Origin of the sequence: Paraburkholderia sp. UCT31 (assembly GCF_014397655.1) — a bacterium.
In the GTDB taxonomy this organism is placed as follows: Bacteria; Pseudomonadota; Gammaproteobacteria; order Burkholderiales; family Burkholderiaceae; genus Paraburkholderia; species Paraburkholderia tuberum.
The window spans coordinates 34,306-53,650 of record NZ_VZQP01000014.1; the positions used below are offsets into that span (position 1 = coordinate 34,306).

Here is a 19,345-nt window from a genome sequence, read left to right on the forward strand (position 1 = left end):
AGCCCCCTGACTCATCAACCGAGCCAGCGACGCGCGTTCTGGAACACGCGCAGCCACGGGCTCGCGTCCGTGCCGATCTCGCCCCAGCCCTGCGGATGCCAGCTCATCTGCACCGCGCGATGCACGCGCTCCATGTGCGGCATCAGCACCGTGAAGCGGCCGTCGGCCGTCGTGACCGAGGTGATGCCCTCGGGCGAACCGTTCGGGTTGAACGGATACTGCTCGGTCGCCTGACCACGGTGATCGACATAGCGCATCGCGACCGCGACCTTCGACTTGTCGCCCTGCTGCGAGAAGTCCGCAAAGCCCTCGCCGTGCGCGACCGCGACCGGAATGCGCGAGCCTTCCATGCCGGCGAAAAAGAGCGACGGCGATGCCTGCACCTCGACGAGCGAGAAGCGTGCCTCGAACTTCTCCGACTTGTTGCGCGTGAACTTCGGCCATGCTTCGGCGCCGGGGATCATCGACGCGAGGCTGCTCATCATCTGGCAGCCGTTGCAGATGCCGAGCGCGAACGTGTCGCCACGACTGAAGAACGCGGCGAACATGTCGGCCAGTTGCGCGTTGAAGCGGATCGTCTTGGCCCAGCCTTCGCCGGCGCCCAGCGTATCGCCGTACGAGAAGCCGCCGCACGCGACCGCACCCGCGAAATCGGCGAGGTTCGCGCGGCCCGCGAGCAGGTCGCTCATGTGCACGTCGTGCGCGTCGAAGCCGGCGCGATCGAATGCATAGGCCGTCTCCAGATGCGAGTTCACGCCCTGCTCGCGCAGGATCGCGACGCGCGGACGCGCGCCCTTGCCGACGCCCCGAAGGAAGTCCCCTTGGGGGACGCCCCGAAGGAAGTCCCCTTGGGGGACGCCCCGAAGGAAGTCCCCTTGGGGGACGCCCCGAAGGAAGTCCCCTTGGGGGACGAAGGGAGCGGCGACATCGTCGGCCGGATCGAAGCTCAGCACCGGCGTGATGCCAGGGTCCGCCGCGTCGAGCAGCGCGTCGTATTCGGCGTCGGCGCAAGCCGGGTTGTCGCGCAGACGCGCGATGCGCCAGCTCACTTCGCTCCACGTGCGATGCAGTTCGGCACGCGGCGCCTCGTAGAGCTTCTTCGCGTCGCGATAGATCTCGATCACGTCGCGCTCGTTGGTCTTGCCGATCACGTGCGAGCACGCCGACAGACCGTGTTCGCGCAGCGCGGCGAGCACCGCGTCGCGATCGGCCGCGCGCACTTGCACGACGGCGCCGAGCTCTTCGTTGAAGAGTGCGCGCAGCGTGCGGTCGTCGCGGCGGCCGCTGGTCTGCTTCGCCCAGTCCTTCGCGTCGCCGTAATCGGATTCGTGGTGCGCGTCGAGCACAAGCATGTCGACGTTCAGCGACACGCCCGCGTGACCCGCGAACGCCATTTCGCAAATCGTCGCCCACAGGCCGCCGTCCGAGCGGTCGTGGTACGCGAGCAGCTTGCCGTCGCTATTGAGCGCCTGGATCGCGTTGAAAAAGCGCTTCAGATCTTCCGGATCGTCGACGTCCGGCACCGTGTCGCCGACCTGCTGCGTGACCTGCGCGAGAATGCTGCCGCCCAGACGCTGCTTGCCGCGGCCGAGATCGATCGCAATCAGCACCGACTCGCCGACTTCGCTCACGCGCTGCAGTTGCGGCGTCAGATGCTTGCGGACGTCTTCAACCGGCGCGAACGCGGAGATGATCAGCGACACCGGCGCGACCACTTCCTTCGCGACGCCGCTCTCGTCCCAGCGGGTGCGCATCGACAGCGAATCCTTGCCGACCGGAATGCCGATACCGAGCGCCGGGCACAGTTCCATACCGATCGCCTTGACCGTGTCGTAGAGCGCGGCGTCTTCGCCAGGCGCGCCGCACGCGGCCATCCAGTTAGCCGACAGCTTGAGTTTGTCGAGCGACGCGATCGGCGCCGCCGCGATGTTGGTGATCGCCTCGCCGACTGCCATACGGCCGGAGGCCGGTGCGTTGATGACGGCGAGCGGCGTGCGCTCGGACATCGTCATCGCTTCGCCGCTGAAGCCTGCGTAGTCCATCGTCGTGATCGCGACGTCGGCCACCGGCACCTGCCACGGACCGACCATCTGATCGCGCGCGGTCGTGCCGCCGACCGAGCGGTCGCCGATCGTGATCAGAAACGACTTGCTCGCGACCGTCGGATGACGCAGCACGCTCTGCGCGAGGTCCTGCAGCGCGAGGCCGGTCACGTCGACCGGTTCGAGCCTGCGCTCGGCACGCTTTACGTCGCGGTGCATACGCGGCGCCTTGCCGAGCAGCACTTCCATCGGCATATCGACTGGCTGGTGCGCGCCTTCCTGCAGTTCGGAATCAATGAGCTTCAGCTGACGCTCGGCGGTGGCCGTGCCGATCACCGCGAACGGGCAGCGCTCGCGCTTGCACATCGCCTCGAACACCGGCAGATCGGCCGGCGCGATCGCCAGTACGTAGCGCTCCTGCGCTTCGTTCGACCAGATTTCGCGCGGCGACAGACCGCTTTCTTCGAGCTGGATCTTGCGCAGTTCGAACAGTGCGCCCTTGCCCGCACCGTCCACCACTTCGGGGAACGCGTTCGACAGACCGCCCGCGCCGACGTCGTGAATACTGAGGATCGGGTTCTTGTCGCCGAGTTGCCAGCACGCGTTGATCACTTCCTGCGCGCGTCGCTCGATTTCCGGGTTGCCGCGCTGCACCGAGTCGAAGTCGAGCTCGGCCGTGTTGGTGCCGGTCGCCATCGAGCTCGCGGCGCCGCCCCCCATGCCGATGCGCATGCCCGGGCCGCCGATCTGGATCAGCAGCGAGCCTTCCGGCAGATCGTGCTTGTGCGTGTGCTGGTCGGAGATATTGCCGATGCCGCCCGCGATCATGATCGGCTTGTGATAGCCGCGCACGAGACCCGCGACGTTCTGCTCGTAGGTGCGGAAGTAACCGCCGAGGTTCGGCCGGCCGAATTCGTTGTTGAACGCGGCGGCGCCGAGCGGGCCGTCGATCATGATCTGCAGCGGCGAGGCGATGCGGTCCGGGCGGCCGTACGCTTCGTGCTGGTCGGCCGGATTGCGCTGCACGAGCGGCTGAGCGGTGTCGCGGGCGTTTTCCCACGCCTCGACGCCGTCCGGCAGTTCGAGGTTCGATACCGTGAAGCCCGCGAGGCCCGCCTTCGGACGCGCGCCGCGTCCGGTCGCGCCTTCGTCGCGGATTTCGCCGCCTGCGCCGGTCGCGGCACCCGGGAACGGCGAGATCGCGGTCGGGTGGTTGTGCGTTTCGACCTTCATCAGCGTGTGCGTGAGCTCGACGCTGCGGCCATAGTGCTCGGGCAATTCGCTCGCGCCGAGGTCGGCCGGCGTGCGCGGGAACCAGCGCTCGGCCATGCCGCCGACCATGATCGCCGAGTTGTCCGAATACGCGACGATCGTGCCCTGCGGGTTCAGCTTCTCGGTGTTGCGGATCATGTTGAACAGCGACATGTCCTGCTTCTCGCCGTCGATCGTCCAGTCCGCGTTGAAGATCTTGTGGCGGCAGTGCTCGCTGTTGGCCTGCGCGAACATCATCAGCTCGACGTCGGTCGGATTGCGGCCGAGCTTCGTGAATGCGTCGACCAGATAGTCGATTTCGTCGTCGGCGAGCGCGAGGCCCAGTTCCGCGTTGGCGGTTTCGAGCGCGGCGCGGCCGCTCGCGAGCACGTCGACGGTTTGCAGCGGCCTGGCCGGCAATTCGTCGAACAGATGCAACGCGTGGTTGCGCGACGGCGCGACGCTCTCGGTCATGCGATCGTGCAGCGCGGCGGCGACGGCCGCGCGCGCTTCGTCCGACAGCGTCTTCTTGCCGCCGAGCAGGCCGCTTTTCAGCGTCACCGAGTACTCGACGCCGCGCTCGATGCGGCGCACCTGCGTGAGCCCGCACAGATGCGCGATGTCGGTTGCCTTGCTGGCCCACGGCGACACGGTGCCAAAGCGCGGCACGACGAGGACGGTCTCGACCGTGCCACGCTCCTTGCCTTCTTCGAACGGATCGCCGTAGTGCATCAGCGCCTCGATCTTCGCGCTGTCTTCAGCGGACAGCTCGGTCTGGGCATTGACGAAGTGCAGATACTGCCCGCGCACGCCGGTGATGTTCGGGTCGATGCGCGTGAGCGCGTCGAGCAGGCGGGTTTGACGGAAATCGGAGAGGGCCGAAGCGCCGGGGAAACACGAGAAGTGGGCCATGGGACTTGACGTTGCGTCGCTCATTGATGCCGGGGAGCCGCGCATGCAGGCGACGTGAGGCGGAAAGGAAGTCGCAGATTATACCCCGGGAACGGGCTTCCAGCGGGCTCCGGGGTGCGTGGGCGGCGGGCCGCGCCGGCCCGCGCGAGGCGTCGCCGCGGTGCCCGTCGCGTCGCCGCGCGGGTGTTTTGACTGCTATCATTCGCGTTTCACCAGATCGGCGCACGCGGCCCGGGTTTCACCCGGCGGCGCGCCGCATGTCACAGCCAGCGGGAACGCGCGCGAGCCGCCCGTCGGCACATCGAATCAGAGCATGGATGTCATCGTCATTGGCGGCGGGGTAGCGGGCGTCGCCACCGCTTATCACCTGCGCGCGGCCGGCCACCGGGTATGCGTCGTCGAGCGTCACGCGACCGTCGCGCAAGGCGCCACCTACGGACAAGGCGGCAACGTGCTGCCGACGCCGCTCGACGTCTGGTTCGGCCCGACCTTCATGGCGAGCCGCTACAACGCGAAAAATGGCGTGATCAGCAAGACCGGCTTCAACGGCGCCGCGCGGCAGTTCATCAAGCAGCTCGGAGCATGGCAGGAGCCCGGGGCGTTCGCGCGCCAGTACGCGCTGCTGCGGCCGCTGATCGAATCCTCGCGCGATGCGATGGCCGACGTCGAAGCCCGCTTCGGCCTCGAATTCGAACAGGCGAGCGGTCTGCTGTACCTCGTGCGCAGCGCGCACGAATGGGAGCTGAACGCAGCCGCGCTCGATCTGCTGCACCGGTTCGAGGTGCCGCATCACGTGCTGAGCCCGGCCGAATGCGCGGCGTTCGAGCATGCGGTCCCCACAGATCCTGAATTCGCCGGCGGCGTGCTGTTCGAGCACGAGCGCACCGCGAACTGTCCGCTTTTTACCAAGCTCGTCAAACAGGTGCTCGATACCCAAGGCGGCGTGCAGTTCATGCCGAACTGCGAGGTGACCGGCATTCGTCTCGAAAGTCAGCGCGCGGCGGTCGAACTGGCGCCGCGCGACGGCGCACCCCGCTCGCGCGAGATCGACGTGGTCCAGGCCGACGCCGTCGTGGTCGCCGCCGGTTACGGCAGCCTCGCGCTGCTCGAACGCGCGGGGCTCAGCCTGCCGCTGCATCCGCTGCGGCTGCATTCGCTGGTCGCGCCGATCGCGCACGAGGAATGCGCGCCGCACGTCGCGATCGTCGATGCGGTCAAGCGCATCGGCATCAGCCGCATGAACCATCGGCTGCGGATCGCGGGCGGCGCGGTGCTGCAAAGCGCGAGCCAGATCGACAAGCCGCTCGGCGAAGCGCTGACCAAGGAGGCGCTCGCGTTGCTCGGCCAGGCGACGCACGACTGGATTCCGGGCGCCGCGCGCATTTCGGCGGCGCTGCCGTGGGAAGGCGTGAAACTGCTGTCGCCCGATGGCTTGCCGGTGATCGGCAACGCGCTGCATCCGCGGCTGTTCATCAACGTCGGGCATGGCCCGGCCGGCTGGGGCCTCGCCTGCGGCGCGGGCAAGCTCGTTGCACAGCTGATGTCGGGACAGACGCCGACGTTGCCGCAAGACACGCTCGCTGCATTGAGGCCGGAGCGGTTCCAGTAAGGTTTCGTGCGGTTCCAGGCGGGTATGGCGGCCTGACAGCCCGCTGTCGATACCCCGCGTTCATCGCGCCGCTTCCGCCGCACGCACCGAAACAGCCGCACGCCGTGCGCCTATCGGCACTAACATAGCGATTCCAAAGTCTGCCCGCCGCGCCGCGGGCGCACCGCCAGGTTTCGCCATGACAGACGCAGAAAACTCGCTGCTCTCCCTTTTCGATCCGCTGACCGACTCGCAGTCGCTTGCGCTGCCGCTGCTGACGCTGACCGACTTGCGGATCGCCGAATCCCAGGCCGCCGCGGCCCTGCCCGAGCACACGCTGATGGCGCGCGCCGGTCATGCGGCCGCGCGCTGGCTGCTCGAACGGATCGCCGCGGATACGTCGGTGACGAAGTCGCAGCAGCGCGCGTGGCTGGTCGCCGGCCCCGGCAACAACGGCGGCGACGCGCTGGTCGTCGCGACGGAACTGCACAGGGCCGGCATCGCAGTCGAAGTCTGTATGCCGGTTGAAGTGAAGCCCGCCGATGCGCGCTGGGCGCTCGACGCCGCGCGCGCCGCCGGCGTGCCGATCGACGCGGCGCCGCCCGCCTCGCTCGACGGCTATGGCTGGCTCGTCGACGGTATGTTCGGCATCGGTCTCGCGCGGCCGCTCGACGGCGTCTTCGCGACGCTCGCGCGGCAGTTGTCGCAATGCACGAAGGCGCGCCCGACACAAGGCGCCGTGCTCGCGCTCGATGTGCCCAGCGGGCTCGACAGCGACACCGGCGCGGTGATCGGCGGCAACGGCGCGGCGGCGGTCCATGCGACGCACACCATCACGTTCATCGGCGCGAAGCCGGGGCTTTTCACCGCGCAAGGCCGCGATCTCGCCGGGCGAGTGACGGTCGCACCGATCGGGCTCGTGGCAGGGATCAACGGCGGGGGCAGCCAGCACGCTGCCACCAGCGCCTCACGTGCGGCGATCCAGCTCAGCGCGCCCGATCTCTTCGGCCCCTTCATGCCCCCACGCAACTTCGCGACCAACAAGGGCACCTTCGGCAGCCTCGCGGTGGTCGGCGGCGACACCGGCATGTGCGGCGCGCCGATTCTCGCGGCACGCGCGGCGCTCTACACCGGCGCGGGCAAGGTCCACGTCGCGCTGCTCGGCGAAGGCGCCCCGCCCTACGATCCGCCGCACCCCGAACTGATGCTGCATCCGATCGACACGCTGCCGCTCGATTCGATGGACGCACTCGCGATCGGCTGCGGCATGGGGCACGGCGAACGCGCGACGCGGGTACTGCACGACGTGCTGCAACTCGACGTGCCCAAGCTGTTCGATGCCGACGCGCTGAACCTGGTCGCCAAGGATCCCGCGCTCGCCGCGGAAGTCACCGCGCGCGGCGTGCAAGGCGATCCGTGCATTTTCACTCCGCATCCGCTCGAAGCGGCGCGCCTGCTTGGCAGCGATGCGGCGAGCGTGCAACGCGACCGTCTCGCGGCCGCGCGTGCGCTCGCGGCGCGTTTTGCGAGCGTCGTCGTGCTGAAGGGCGTCGGCACGATCATCGCCGCGCCCGACGGCCGCCTCGCGCTGAACCCGACCGGCAACGCCGCGCTCGCGACGGGCGGCACCGGCGACGTGCTCGGCGGCATCATCGGCGCGCTGCTCGCGCAGCATCTGCCACGCTTCGAGGCGGCGCTCGCGGGCGTCTATCTGCACGGCCTTGCCGCCGATACGCTGACCGCGCAGGGCCACGGCCCCGCCGGGCTGACGGCCGGCGAGCTGGCACCGATGGTGCGTACCTTGTTGAACCGGCTGTTCTATTCGGCGCCGCTTGCTTGACGCGCGCGATTGCTCTGAATACGAATCGCGTTCGCGGCGCTCGTTCACACCGATGAAACATCGCGATCCCAATCATTGCGAGCGCGCGCAACGCACTGCTGCCCGTCGCGCAACCCCGCTATACTGATTGCCTGCGCCGCGCGTCGGATCGATCGCGGGTCGCGGCGATACTCCAGCGGGCGCGGGCGCCGCCTCGCGTTTTCGCGAAGTTCACCCGCTTCGCGAAGTATCGTCGGCACCTGTCCCGCTCCGGGCCGCGTGGCATCGCTCTGACTGCATCGCCGCATCATTCTCGGCCGCGCTTCATGCGCGCGCCTTCCTTCGTGCCCCTTGGTTAGACGGACGCTATGACCCAGAACTCGCTCCCCTCCTGGTCCTCGCTGCAGACGCATTACGACACGATTCGCGATGCGCATCTGCGCGACTGGTTCGCCCCCGAGAACGATCCCGCTCCCACGCGCGCCGAACGCTTCACATTCGCGGGCGGCGGTCTCTCAGCCGATTTCTCGAAGCACCGCATCACCGACGAAACCCTGCAACTGCTCGAGCAACTCGCCCGCGAAGCCGGCGTCGAAAAGCGCCGCGACGCGATGTTCGCGGGCGAGGTCGTCAACCCGACCGAAGGCCGCGCCGCGCTGCACACGGCCTTGCGCGCAACCGACCCGAAGGCGCCGTTCTTCGCCGAAGTGCAGGCCGAGCGCAAGAAAATGGCCGCGTTCGCCGAGCAGGTCCGCAGCGGCGCATGGACCGGCTATACCGGCAAGCGGATCCGTCATGTCGTGAACATCGGCATCGGCGGCTCGGATCTAGGGCCGAAGATGGTCGTGCACGCGTTGCATCATCTCGCGACGCCCGAGATCTCGACGCACTTCGTGTCGAACGTGGACGGCGCCGATCTGTACAACGTGATGCAGCAGATCGATCCCGAAGAGACGCTCGCGATCATCGTGTCGAAGACTTTCACGACGCTGGAGACGATGACCAACGCGCGCTCGCTGCGCGACTTTTTCATCCAGAAAGGCTGCCCGGAAAGCGCGCTGGCGAAGCACTTCGTCGGTGTGTCGGCCAATACCGCCGAAGTCGTCAAGTTCGGCATCGCGCAAGAGAACGTGTTCTCGATGTGGGACTGGGTCGGCGGACGCTACTCGCTGTGGTCGGCCGTCGGTCTGTCGATCATGATCGCGGTAGGTCCGCAACAGTTCGACGAGCTGCTCGCCGGCGCCAACGAGATGGACCAGCACTTCCGCACCGCGCCGCTCGACAGGAACCTGCCGGTGCTGCTCGGCATGATCGGCATCTGGTATCGCAACTTCTTCGGCTCGCAGAGCTATCTGGTCGCGCCGTATTCGCAGGCGCTGCATTTCCTGCCGTCGTATCTGCAGCAGCTCGAAATGGAGAGCAACGGCAAGTCCGCGCGTCTCGACGGCGCGTTCGTCGACTATGCGACTTCCGCAGTCACATGGGGCGAGCCGGGCACGAACGGTCAGCACGCGTTTTTCCAGATGCTGCACCAGGGCCCGACGATCGTGCCGATCGATTTCATCGCGCTGCTGACGCCCGAGCATCCGCTCGCGAGCCATCATCCGAAGCTGCTCGCGAACTGCTTCGCGCAGAGCGAAGCGTTGATGCTGGGTCGCACGCTCGAGGAAGCGAAGAAGGTGGCCGGCCCCGACAAGCCGGAACTCGCACCGCACCTGACGTTCCCCGGCAACCGCCCCACCGCGACACTGCTGCTCGACGCGTTGACCGCGCGCACGCTCGGCGCGCTGATCGCGCTTTATGAGCACAAGGTGCTGGTGCAGGCGTCGGTGTGGAACATCAACCCGTTCGATCAGTGGGGCGTCGAACTCGGCAAGATTCTCGGCAAGGTGGTCGAGGCCGATCTGGGCGCGGCGAGTGCCGACGTGAAGAAGCATGACTCGTCGACGGTGGCGCTGATCGCGCGGGCCCGGGCTGCGTTGAAGCGCTGAATGGAAGTCTGGAGCGCACGATAGCGGGCGATAACGCGCCACAAACAGAACGAAGCGGGCTACGGCCCGCTTTGTTTTTGCTTCGACGACGACATGCCCGAGGTACGCGAGCGCAAGCCCGCGATCCGCCGGACCATCAAGCGAGCCGCCCCGCTTCGATCGTCACCGTCTTATCGCAACGCCGCGCGAGTTCGATGTCGTGTGTCACGAGCACGAGCGTCGCGCCGTGCGCGCGATTCATCTCGAACATCAGATCGATCACCGCGTGGCCGGTGGCCGCGTCGAGACTGCCGGTGGGTTCGTCGGCGAACAGGATCGCCGGGCGCGTGACGAACGCGCGCGCGAGCGCGACGCGCTGCTGCTCGCCGCCCGACAGCAGCTTCGGATAATGACCGGTACGCTGTCCGAGCCCAACCTGTTCGAGCAGTTCACGCGCACGCGCGGCGGCCTCGCGTGTGCCGATGCCGCCTTGCAGTTCGAGCGGCAACGTGACGTTTTCGAGCGCGGTCAGATGCGGCATCAACTGAAACGACTGGAACACGAAGCCGACCGCGCCGCTGCGCAACGCGGCGCGACCGTCTTCGTCGAGCTCGCCGAGTTCGCGCCCCAGCAGCCGAACCGAGCCCGCGCTAGCACTGTCCAATCCCGCGAGCAAGCCGAGCAGCGTAGACTTGCCCGACCCGGATGCACCGACGATCGCGACGCTGCTGCCGGCATCGATGGCAAGATCGATGTCATCGAGAATCGTCAGTTCGCCCGCAGCATCCTTAACCCTCTTGCACAAACCCCGCACTTCAATGACTGGATCAGTTCTGTTTGGCATGGTGAAGCGTAGGTTGAAAGTGCGCGCCATCGCCCCTCGCGCCGCGGCGCTGTCTGCGGCATTCGGCGCGACCATGATGGCCGCCGCGCTGGTTTCGTTACCGTTGCGGGCTCACGCGGCGAATACGCCCGAACCCGCAAAGCCGGTGATCGTCGTGCTCGGCGACAGCATCTCCGCTGAGTACGGGCTGCCCCGCGATACGGGCTGGGTCGCGTTGATGCGTCAGCGTCTGGCCGAAGAGCGCATCGATTATAGCGTCGCCAATGCGAGCATCAGCGGCGACACGACGAGCGGCGGACGCGCGCGTCTGCCCGCGCTGATGGAACGGCTCAAACCGAGCATCGTGATCGTCGAGCTCGGCGCCAACGACGCGTTGCGCGGCGTGCCGCTCTCGACGACCGAGGACAACCTGCGCACGATCATCGAACAGGCGCAGCAAGGCCACGCGAAGGTCGTGCTCGTCGGCATGTACGTGCCGCCCAATTACGGCCCCGACTATACGCAAAAGTTCCACGGCCTCTACGGCCAGCTGTCGAAGGAGTTCCATGTGCCGCTCGTGCCGTTTCTTCTCGCCGGCATCGCGGATAAACCGGACATGTTCCAGGCCGATCAGCTCCACCCGACGCAGCAGGCACAGCCGCTGCTACTCGACAACGTGTGGCCCGCTGTCAAGCCACTTCTTCGCACAAGTTCGCCGCACTGAAAGACCTGCTAACGACTTGTTTCCGGAACCTGGGGAACACGGATCGCCGAGCCGTTCGACATATGGGCAATCCCTGCGACCCGGCTCATTCTTGAGCGACTTCTGAGGAGATAACGTTGAAATATTTACCGTTAATCGCTTTGACCATTGCCATCTCGGCCTGCGCGGCTCAACCGCCGGCCGGCGTTCAGTCGGTGGGTCAAAGCCAGCAGCCGCCTCACGCCGTCGCAACCTGCATCGCGCAGAAATGGGCGGATAGTTCGCAACAACAGGTGGTCTCGCAAACCATCCTCGCCAACGATCAGGCCATGGACGTCTACGTCCCGGGCCAGCAGCCGCCCAACGGCGCGGCCGCGGTGGTCCGTCCTTCGTATAGCGGCAAGGGCACGTGGGTCGGCTTTCGCGCCGGCGGCGCTGGCGGTGGCAACGCCACCGGCGCGATCAGCGGCTGTCTGTAAAGCTGCCACCTGGCTGTAGATAAAAAAAGCCCCGCAAATGCGGGGCTTGCTTTTGGACGAGCAGGTAATGCTTACTGCGGCTTACTGATCGGCCGGCTGGGCGGCGCTGTCGAGCGTACCGTAGAACTTCACCTTCGAGCGCTCGCGCAGCGCTTTCAGATAGGCTTCGGTCTGCGACTGCGCGTCCACCTGGGCGATCTGCTGCTGCGCGACAGCGAGATGCTGCGCGTCGGTGGCCGCGGGCTGCACGATCTGGTTCACGCGATAGATCGCATAGCCGTCGTCGCCGAGATCGACACCGACGTAGGCCGGCAACTTTTGCGCATCGACCTTGTAGATTGCGCTCAGTGCGGCAGGTGGCACGCCCTGCGCGTCATTGCGCGACACCTTCAGCGGCGACGAGAAACCGGCGGTCGTCTTCGACTTCTCGAACTCGGCCAGTTTCGCGACGCCGTCCTTGTGCGCTGCTTCGTTCGCCTGCACGGCGATCACCTTCTGACGCACCGCGTCCTTCACCGCGTCGAATGCGGGCACGGCAGCGGGCTTGTAGTCGGCCACGCGCGCGGCGATCAGCGTGTTGTTGCCGACGTCGATGGCCTGCGTATTGTTGTGCGCCGATACCGAGTCGTTCGCGAACACGGCTGCGAGGAACTTCGGGTTGTTCAGCGGGCTGTCGGGCGGCAGCTTCGGATCCGGCTGCGGCGTGACCGTCGCGGTCTGGATCTGCAGCTTGAATTTGTCAGCGGCCGGCTGCAGGCTCTTGGCCTTTTCATAGACGAGCGACGTGAAACCTTCCGAACTGTCGGTGAATGCCTTGCTCGCCAGTTGCGTCTTCAGCTCCCTGGCGATCTGGTCCTTCACTTCGTCGAACGACTTCGTGACCGCCGGCTTTATATCGGTGACCTTGATGATGTGGAAACCGAAGTCGGTCTGGACAATGCCGCTGATTTCGTCCTTCTTCAGAGCGAACACCGCGTCGTCGAACGCCTGGCCGCCCGCGATCATGCCGCGGCCGAAGTAACCGAGATCGCCACCCTTCGATGCCGAACCCGGATCCTGCGAGTTCTGCTGCGCGATCTGCGCGAACTGGTCCGGATGCGCCTTGAGCTGCGCGAGCAACTCCTCGGCCTTCTGCTTCGCTTTGGCCTTGTCGGTCGCGCTCGCGTCCTTCGGTGCCGCGATCAGGATATGGCTCGCGCGCACTTCGCCTTCGGTGCGGAAGTGGGCGATGTTGTCGTCGTAGTACTTCTTCAGGTCCGCGTCGCTCGGCTGCACCGATGCGCTCAGCGCGGCCGGCGACATCACCAGGTACTGGATCGTCGCCGTAGCGGGCGTCGCGAAGTCGTTGCGATGCGCGTCGTAGTACGCTTGCAGTTGCGCATCGGTCGGCTGGATCTTCGCCGCGTAATCGTGCGGATGGAACGCGATGCCCTGCACTTCACGCTGCTGCTGCGCGAGCTCGGTCAAGTGCTGCGCGAGCGTCTTCGACGTGAACGCGCTCGCCTCGATGCTCGCGGGCAGTTGTTGCATAGCGAGGTTGTAGCGCACGCGCTCGTCGTACTGATCGGGCGTCATGCCCTGCATCGCGAGCAGTTGCTTGTAGCGGTCGAGGTCGATCGACCCGTCGGGATTCTTCAGCGACGAGATCACCGGATCGGACAGCAGCGCGCGGCGCACCGCTTCGTCCGATGCGCTCAGATGCAGACGCTGCGTTTCGTCGGCAAGCACACGCTGCTCGATCATGCCGTCGAGCATCTGGCGACGGCGCTCCGGCGTGTCGAACGACTTCATGTCGAACTTCGCGCCGAGCATCTGACGCCCGCGGTCGATCTGCTGGCGCATCGCGTCGTCATATTCGACACGGGTGATCTTGTGACCGTTGACACTCGCGACGTTTGCACTTTCGTCAAAGAAGCCGCGGAAACCCTGAATACCCACGAAACCCAACCCCGGCAAAATGACGAGGATGAGCATGAACATCATCAGGCGTTGGTGATTGCGGAAAAAATCGAGCATGCGTGAGGGGTGCCAAAAACAGAAGGCCCGATCTTACAACAGCGGGCAACAAAAAAGGCGAACCGGAGTTCGCCTTTCGTGGATACTGGCGGAGTGGACGGGACTCGAACCCGCGACCCCCGGCGTGACAGGCCGGTATTCTAACCGACTGAACTACCACTCCTTATACTGCACTTTTGCGACTGGAAACACTGCGGCCGAATCTGAAACTGGTGGGTGCTGAGAGGCTCGAACTCCCGACCTACGCCTTGTAAGGGCGCCGCTCTACCAACTGAGCTAAGCACCCGTTTCCTGATTCAGTGCTTGATGTGTTTTCTGCCTTGCCGCTGCCCTCCCCGTGAATCGTTCATGCAGTCGGGTTAAGCAATTCCTCAAGCAGCAAGCGCACTAGTTTAGCGCATCCTTCAGAGCTTTGCCAGGCCTAAATTTAGGAACTTTTGCTGCCTTGATTTTGATCGCGGCGCCCGTGCGCGGATTGCGTCCGGTGCGCGCGGTGCGCTTGCCGACCGCGAACGTGCCAAAGCCGACCAACGTCACAGATCCGCCCTTCTTCAACGTGTTTTTGACGCCCGCGATGACTGCATCGAGCGCACGGCCCGCCGCGGCCTTCGAAATGTCGGCTTGCTGTGCGATGTGATCGATCAATTCCGTCTTGTTCATTCAAACCCCCGTGAATGTTTATTGGCAATCGTGACAGTGCTTTCCAGCACCTCCCGCCACGCGGCCGGCGCGAACGCCAGGCCGCCTCATTAGAAGCGGCCGAAACCCTTGTGTCAACCGGGGTTGAGCCTGATCGGCGTTATTTTGGAGGGGCGCTTTTGTCACAGTATGTTGCAGCGGAAAGACTGGCGATGCGGCCTGGCGACGAAGCCGCGCGGGCAAAAAAAACCCGCGGCTCTTGACCGCGGGTTTTCTGCTTCAGCGAACGACACCGCTGCAGAATGCTTTGGCGTCAGCGCATTCTGATGCGCATCGAACCTTAGTGCTTGACGACGTCCGTCGCGGCATCCTTGCCCGGCTCAGCCCCAACCGGCGCCGAGGGCTTCGGTTCTTCTTCCGGTAACGCCTGCGGTACACGCTCGAGCGCAAGTTCGAGCACCTTGTCGATCCAGCGGACCGGCACGATTTCGATCGCGTTCTTCACGTTGTCCGGAATCTCCGTCAAGTCCTTGACGTTTTCTTCCGGAATCAGCACCAGCTTGATGCCACCGCGATGCGCCGCCAGCAGCTTTTCCTTCAGGCCGCCGATCGGCAGAACTTCGCCACGCAGCGTGATTTCGCCCGTCATCGCGACATCGGCGCGCACCGGAATACCGGTCAACACCGACACCAGCGCGGTCGTCATCGCGATACCAGCCGAAGGACCATCTTTCGGCGTCGCGCCTTCCGGCACGTGGATGTGAATGTCCTGCTTCTCGAACGCTTCGTCCTTGATGCCAAGACGACGCGAACGCGAACGCACGACCGAGCGCGCCGCTTCGACGGATTCCTTCATCACGTCGCCGAGCGAACCCGTGCGGATCACATTGCCCTTGCCCGGCATCACCGCGGCTTCGATGGTCAGCAGATCGCCGCCCACTTCCGTCCACGCGAGACCCGTGACCTGGCCCACCTGATTTTCCTTCGCGGCCAGACCGAAGTCGTACTTGCGCACGCCGAGGAACGTGTCGAGGTTGCTGCCGTCGACCTTCACCGCGCCTTCCGCCTTCTTCAGCAGAAGCATCTTCACGACCTTGCGGCAGATCTTCGAAATTTCACGCTCGAGCGAGCGGACGCCCGCTTCGCGCGTGTAGTAACGAATGATGTCGCGGATCGCGGTTTCCGTCACATCGACCTCGCCATCCTTGAGGCCATTGTTCTTCTTCTGCTTCGGCAAAAGATAACGCTGCGCGATGCTGACCTTCTCGTCTTCCGTATAACCAGACAGACGAATCACTTCCATCCGGTCGAGCAGCGGCGGCGGAATGTTCAGCGAGTTCGACGTCGCGACGAACATCACGTCCGACAGATCGAAGTCGACTTCGACGTAGTGGTCGGCGAACGTGTGGTTCTGTTCCGGATCGAGCACTTCCAGCAGGGCCGACGACGGATCGCCGCGGAAATCCTGACCCATCTTGTCGACTTCGTCGAGCAGGAAGAGCGGATTGCGCACGCCGACCTTGGTCAGGCTTTGCAGGATCTTGCCCGGCATCGAACCGATGTACGTGCGACGGTGGCCACGAATCTCGGCTTCGTCACGCACGCCGCCCAATGCCATGCGCACGAACTTGCGGTTCGTCGCGCGCGCGATCGACTGACCGAGCGAAGTCTTACCGACGCCCGGAGGCCCCACAAGGCACAGGATCGGCGCCTTGACCTTGTCGACACGTTGCTGGACCGCGAGATACTCGAGAATGCGTTCCTTCACTTTCTCGAGACCGAAGTGATCTTCGTCGAGCACGCGCTCCGCATTCGACAGGTCGTTGTTGACCTTGCTCTTCTTGCGCCACGGCAAGCCGATCAGCGTGTCGATGTAGTTGCGCACGACCGTCGCTTCCGCCGACATCGGCGACATCAGCTTGAGCTTCTTCAGCTCGGCGTCGGCCTTCTTCTTCGCTTCCTTCGGCATGCGGGCGGCCGTGATGCGCTTCTCGAGTTCTTCGAGATCCGCACCTTCTTCGCCTTCGCCGAGTTCCTTCTGGATCGCCTTGACCTGTTCGTTCAGGTAGTACTCGCGCTGACTCTTCTCCATCTGACGCTTCACGCGCCCGCGGATACGCTTTTCGACCTGCAGGATGTCGATCTCGGCTTCGAGTTGCGCGAGCAGATGCTCGAGCCGCTCGATCACCGGGAACATCTCGAGGATGTGTTGCTTCTGGTCGAGCTTGAGCGGCAAATGCGCCGCGATCGTGTCGGCGAGACGCCCTGCCTCGTCGATACCCGACAGCGAGGTCAGGATCTCCGGCGGGATCTTCTTGTTCAGCTTCACATACTGGTCGAACTGCGACACGATCGCGCGACGCAGCGCTTCGGTTTCAGCGCTGTCGGCGTGGTCAGGTTCGAGCGGCATGACTTCGCACGAGAACTGCGTTTCCTGTTCTTCGATGGAAAGCGTCTTCGCGCGCTGCAAGCCTTCGACGAGCACCTTCACGGTACCGTCGGGCAGCTTCAGCATCTGCAGGATGTTGGCGATACACCCTACTTCGTACATGTCCTTTTCGGTCGGCTCATCTTTCGCAGCCGTCTTCTGGGCGACGAGCATGATGTGCTTGCCGCCTTCCATCGCTGCTTCGAGAGCCTTGATCGACTTCGGGCGGCCTACGAAGAGCGGAATCACCATGTGCGGGAAAACGACTACGTCGCGCAGCGGGAGCAGCGGCAGCGTAATGCGTTCCGGCGGGAGGAGTTGGGTTCCTGACATTTCATTTCCCCATGAGTGGAATCAGTTCGTTCGATAGGTGAGGCCAGCAGAAAATTTTGCAAGCCTCCGCGTGTGGGAAAAGTTCAGTGACTCCGAAGGTTCAGTGACTCCATAGTTGAGAACAACCAGCCTGACCACACGATAAACGAAAAAGCCGTTCACGTCGCCATGAACGGCCTTTTTGCAGAACTCGAAAGCCGATCAGTTCGAACCCGCGACCTTCGGCGCGTCTTCGTAGATCAGCAGCGGTTTGCCGTCGCCGTCGATAACGTTGTCGTCGATGATGACCTTGCTGACACCTTTCATTTGCGGAAGGTCGTACATGACATCAAGCAACGCCTGTTCCAGAATCGAACGCAGGCCCCGCGCGCCCGTCTTGCGGCGGATCGCCTTGCGCGCCACGGCCTGCAACGCGGCCGGACGGATTTCGAGCTCGACGCGCTCCATGCTGAACAGCTTGTGATACTGCTTGACCAGCGCATTCTTCGGTTCGACGAGAATCTTCATCAGCGCCGCTTCGTCGAGCTTGCCGAGCGTGGCGACCACCGGCAGACGGCCGATCAGCTCCGGAATCAGGCCGAATTTGATCAGATCTTCCGGCTCCACTTCGCGCAGCACTTCGCCGGCGTCGCGGTCCTGCTTGCTCTTCACGCTCGCGCCGAAACCGATGCCGGTCTTCTCGGTGCGATCGACGATGACCTTCTCGAGGCCGTCGAACGCACCGCCGCAGATGAACAGGATGTTCGTCGTATCGACCTGGATGAAGTCCTGGTTCGGGTGCTTACGGCCACCTTGCGGCGGCACCGACGCCATCGTGCCTTCGACCAGCTTCAGCAGAGCCTGCTGCACACCCTCGCCCGACACGTCGCGCGTGATGGACGGGTTGTCGGACTTGCGACTGATCTTGTCGATTTCGTCGATGTAGACGATGCCGCGCTGAGCCTTGTCCACCTCGTAATTACAATTCTGCAGCAGCTTCTGAATGATGTTCTCGACGTCTTCGCCGACATAGCCGGCTTCCGTCAGCGTGGTCGCGTCGGCGATCACGAATGGCACGTTCAGAAGGCGCGCGAGCGTCTGCGCAAGCAGCGTCTTGCCGGAGCCGGTCGGGCCGATCAGCAGGATGTTGCTCTTGGACAGCTCGATTTCATCCTTCTTGTCGAGATGCTTGAGGCGCTTGTAGTGGTTGTAGACCGCGACCGCGAGGATCTTTTTCGCGCGCTCCTGACCGATCACGTACTGATCGAGAATTTCGCGGATTTCCTGCGGGGTCGGCAGATCGGACTTGGACAAGCCGGCCTCGATGCCCGCGCCTGCAGCCTCGTCACGAATGATTTCGTTGCACAGATCGATACATTCATCGCAGATGAATACCGACGGGCCAGCAATCAGTTTCTTGACCTCATGCTGGCTCTTGCCGCAAAACGAGCAATACAACAGCTTTTCGCTGTTAGAACCTTTCTTGTCCGCCATAGATGTGTGAGCCTCCGGACACCGGATTAGATAATACGCCGTTTGCCCCCGCCACGCAGTTTGGGCGCGGCAGGGCTAGTGAGCACGATAACGGCGCTTGCCGCAGACGCCCGGACGGAAGTTGAACATTCACAACCGACCCGATGACGGTTTTGCCGCAACAGTGGGCAAAACAGCATGGCAAAACCGTACCAGATCAGGGACGCTTGTGCGCCACCTGGTCGACGAGGCCGTACGCCTGCGCGTCATCGCCGGACATGAAATTGTCACGGTCGGTGTCACGCGCGATACGTTCGACCGGCTGACCGGTGTGGTGCGCGAGCAGATGATTCAGCCGATCCTTCAGGTACAGGATTTCACGCGCCTGGATTTCAATGTCCGATGCTTGGCCGCGCGCGCCGCCGAGCGGCTGATGAATCATCACGCGCGAATTCGGCAGCGCGAAACGCTTGCCCTTAGCACCGGCCGCGAGCAGGAACGCGCCCATGCTCGCCGCAAGCCCCATGCACAGCGTCGAGACGTCCGGCTTGATGAACTGCATCGTATCGTAGATCGCCATACCGGCAGACACGGAGCCGCCCGGACTGTTGATGTAGAAGTAGATGTCCTTGTCCGGATTCTCGCTTTCCAGAAACAGCATCTGCGCAACCACCAGATTGGCCGTCTGGTCGTTCACTTCGCCCACGAGGAACACGATGCGTTCCTTCAGCAGACGCGAATAAATATCATAGGAGCGCTCGCCCCGACCGCTCGTTTCCACGACGATCGGCACCAGACCGAGTGCCTGCGCTTCGAGATCCCGGGACGACTGGGAGGTCAACGTGTCCAGCATTTGGGCGCGAAAGGTCATGCAATGGATCCTTGTCTGG

At 64.4% G+C, this 19,345-nt stretch carries 12 protein-coding genes and 2 tRNA genes; 5 read left to right on the forward strand and 9 right to left on the reverse strand.

All coding sequences use genetic code 11. The features are described from left to right. Positions 1-14 precede the first annotated feature (14 nt). Entirely contained in the window at positions 15-4,250 is a 4,236-nt protein-coding gene (purL, locus tag F6X40_RS14130; RefSeq protein WP_410452416.1) for a phosphoribosylformylglycinamidine synthase, read from the reverse strand. Between the two features lie 268 nt (positions 4,251-4,518). Here purL and F6X40_RS14135 point away from each other — a divergent pair, with 268 nt between their 5' ends. From F6X40_RS14135 to pgi, 3 genes are all read left to right on the forward strand, one after another. Further along, a complete protein-coding gene (locus tag F6X40_RS14135) occupies positions 4,519-5,814 on the forward strand; it encodes an FAD-dependent oxidoreductase (RefSeq protein ID WP_187628271.1) in 1,296 nt (431 codons plus the stop codon). Between the two features lie 178 nt (positions 5,815-5,992). Beyond that, a complete protein-coding gene (locus F6X40_RS14140) occupies positions 5,993-7,633 on the forward strand; it encodes an NAD(P)H-hydrate dehydratase (RefSeq protein ID WP_187628272.1) in 1,641 nt (546 codons plus the stop codon). Between the two features lie 347 nt (positions 7,634-7,980). Continuing rightward, positions 7,981-9,603 carry a glucose-6-phosphate isomerase gene (pgi, locus tag F6X40_RS14145; RefSeq protein WP_187628273.1) on the forward strand — a complete coding sequence of 541 codons (1,623 nt, stop codon included), beginning with the start codon at positions 7,981-7,983 and terminating at the stop codon, positions 9,601-9,603. Positions 9,604-9,739: 136 nt separating this feature from the next. Here pgi and F6X40_RS14150 read toward each other — a convergent pair whose 3' ends face one another. Then, positions 9,740-10,426: an ABC transporter ATP-binding protein gene (locus F6X40_RS14150; RefSeq protein ID WP_187628274.1), complete on the reverse strand. Its 687-nt coding sequence runs from the start codon at positions 10,424-10,426 to the stop codon at positions 9,740-9,742. On the opposite strand from F6X40_RS14150, the gene F6X40_RS14155 reads away from it, so the two are divergent. Further along, complete coding sequence (locus F6X40_RS14155) at positions 10,425-11,129, forward strand: arylesterase (protein ID WP_184063583.1); 705 nt, start codon at positions 10,425-10,427, stop codon at positions 11,127-11,129. The genes F6X40_RS14150 and F6X40_RS14155 overlap by 2 nt on opposite strands. A 116-nt stretch (positions 11,130-11,245) precedes the next feature. Continuing rightward, on the forward strand, positions 11,246-11,587 hold the full coding sequence (locus tag F6X40_RS14160) for a hypothetical protein (protein ID WP_187628275.1): 342 nt from the start codon (positions 11,246-11,248) through the stop codon (positions 11,585-11,587). An 81-nt stretch (positions 11,588-11,668) separates the two neighbouring features. Here F6X40_RS14160 and F6X40_RS14165 read toward each other — a convergent pair whose 3' ends face one another. The 7 genes from F6X40_RS14165 to clpP form a co-directional block, all read right to left on the reverse strand. Continuing rightward, a complete protein-coding gene (locus tag F6X40_RS14165) occupies positions 11,669-13,603 on the reverse strand; it encodes a SurA N-terminal domain-containing protein (protein ID WP_187628276.1) in 1,935 nt (644 codons plus the stop codon). An 86-nt stretch (positions 13,604-13,689) separates the two neighbouring features. Next, positions 13,690-13,766 (reverse strand) — tRNA-Asp (locus F6X40_RS14170). 47 nt (positions 13,767-13,813) lie between these two features. Then, positions 13,814-13,889, reverse strand: a tRNA-Val gene (locus F6X40_RS14175). A gap of 101 nt (positions 13,890-13,990) precedes the next feature. Then, positions 13,991-14,263: an HU family DNA-binding protein gene (locus F6X40_RS14180; protein WP_018418077.1), complete on the reverse strand. Its 273-nt coding sequence runs from the start codon at positions 14,261-14,263 to the stop codon at positions 13,991-13,993. 319 nt (positions 14,264-14,582) lie between these two features. Next, positions 14,583-17,003, reverse strand: coding sequence for an endopeptidase La (gene lon / locus F6X40_RS14185; RefSeq protein WP_018418078.1), 2,421 nt, complete (start codon positions 17,001-17,003; stop codon positions 14,583-14,585). A 201-nt stretch (positions 17,004-17,204) separates the two neighbouring features. Next, positions 17,205-18,476 carry an ATP-dependent Clp protease ATP-binding subunit ClpX gene (gene clpX, locus F6X40_RS14190; protein ID WP_013089402.1) on the reverse strand — a complete coding sequence of 424 codons (1,272 nt, stop codon included), beginning with the start codon at positions 18,474-18,476 and terminating at the stop codon, positions 17,205-17,207. Positions 18,477-18,672: 196 nt separating this feature from the next. Continuing rightward, on the reverse strand, positions 18,673-19,326 hold the full coding sequence (gene clpP, locus F6X40_RS14195) for an ATP-dependent Clp endopeptidase proteolytic subunit ClpP (protein WP_013089401.1): 654 nt from the start codon (positions 19,324-19,326) through the stop codon (positions 18,673-18,675). Positions 19,327-19,345 lie beyond the last annotated feature (19 nt).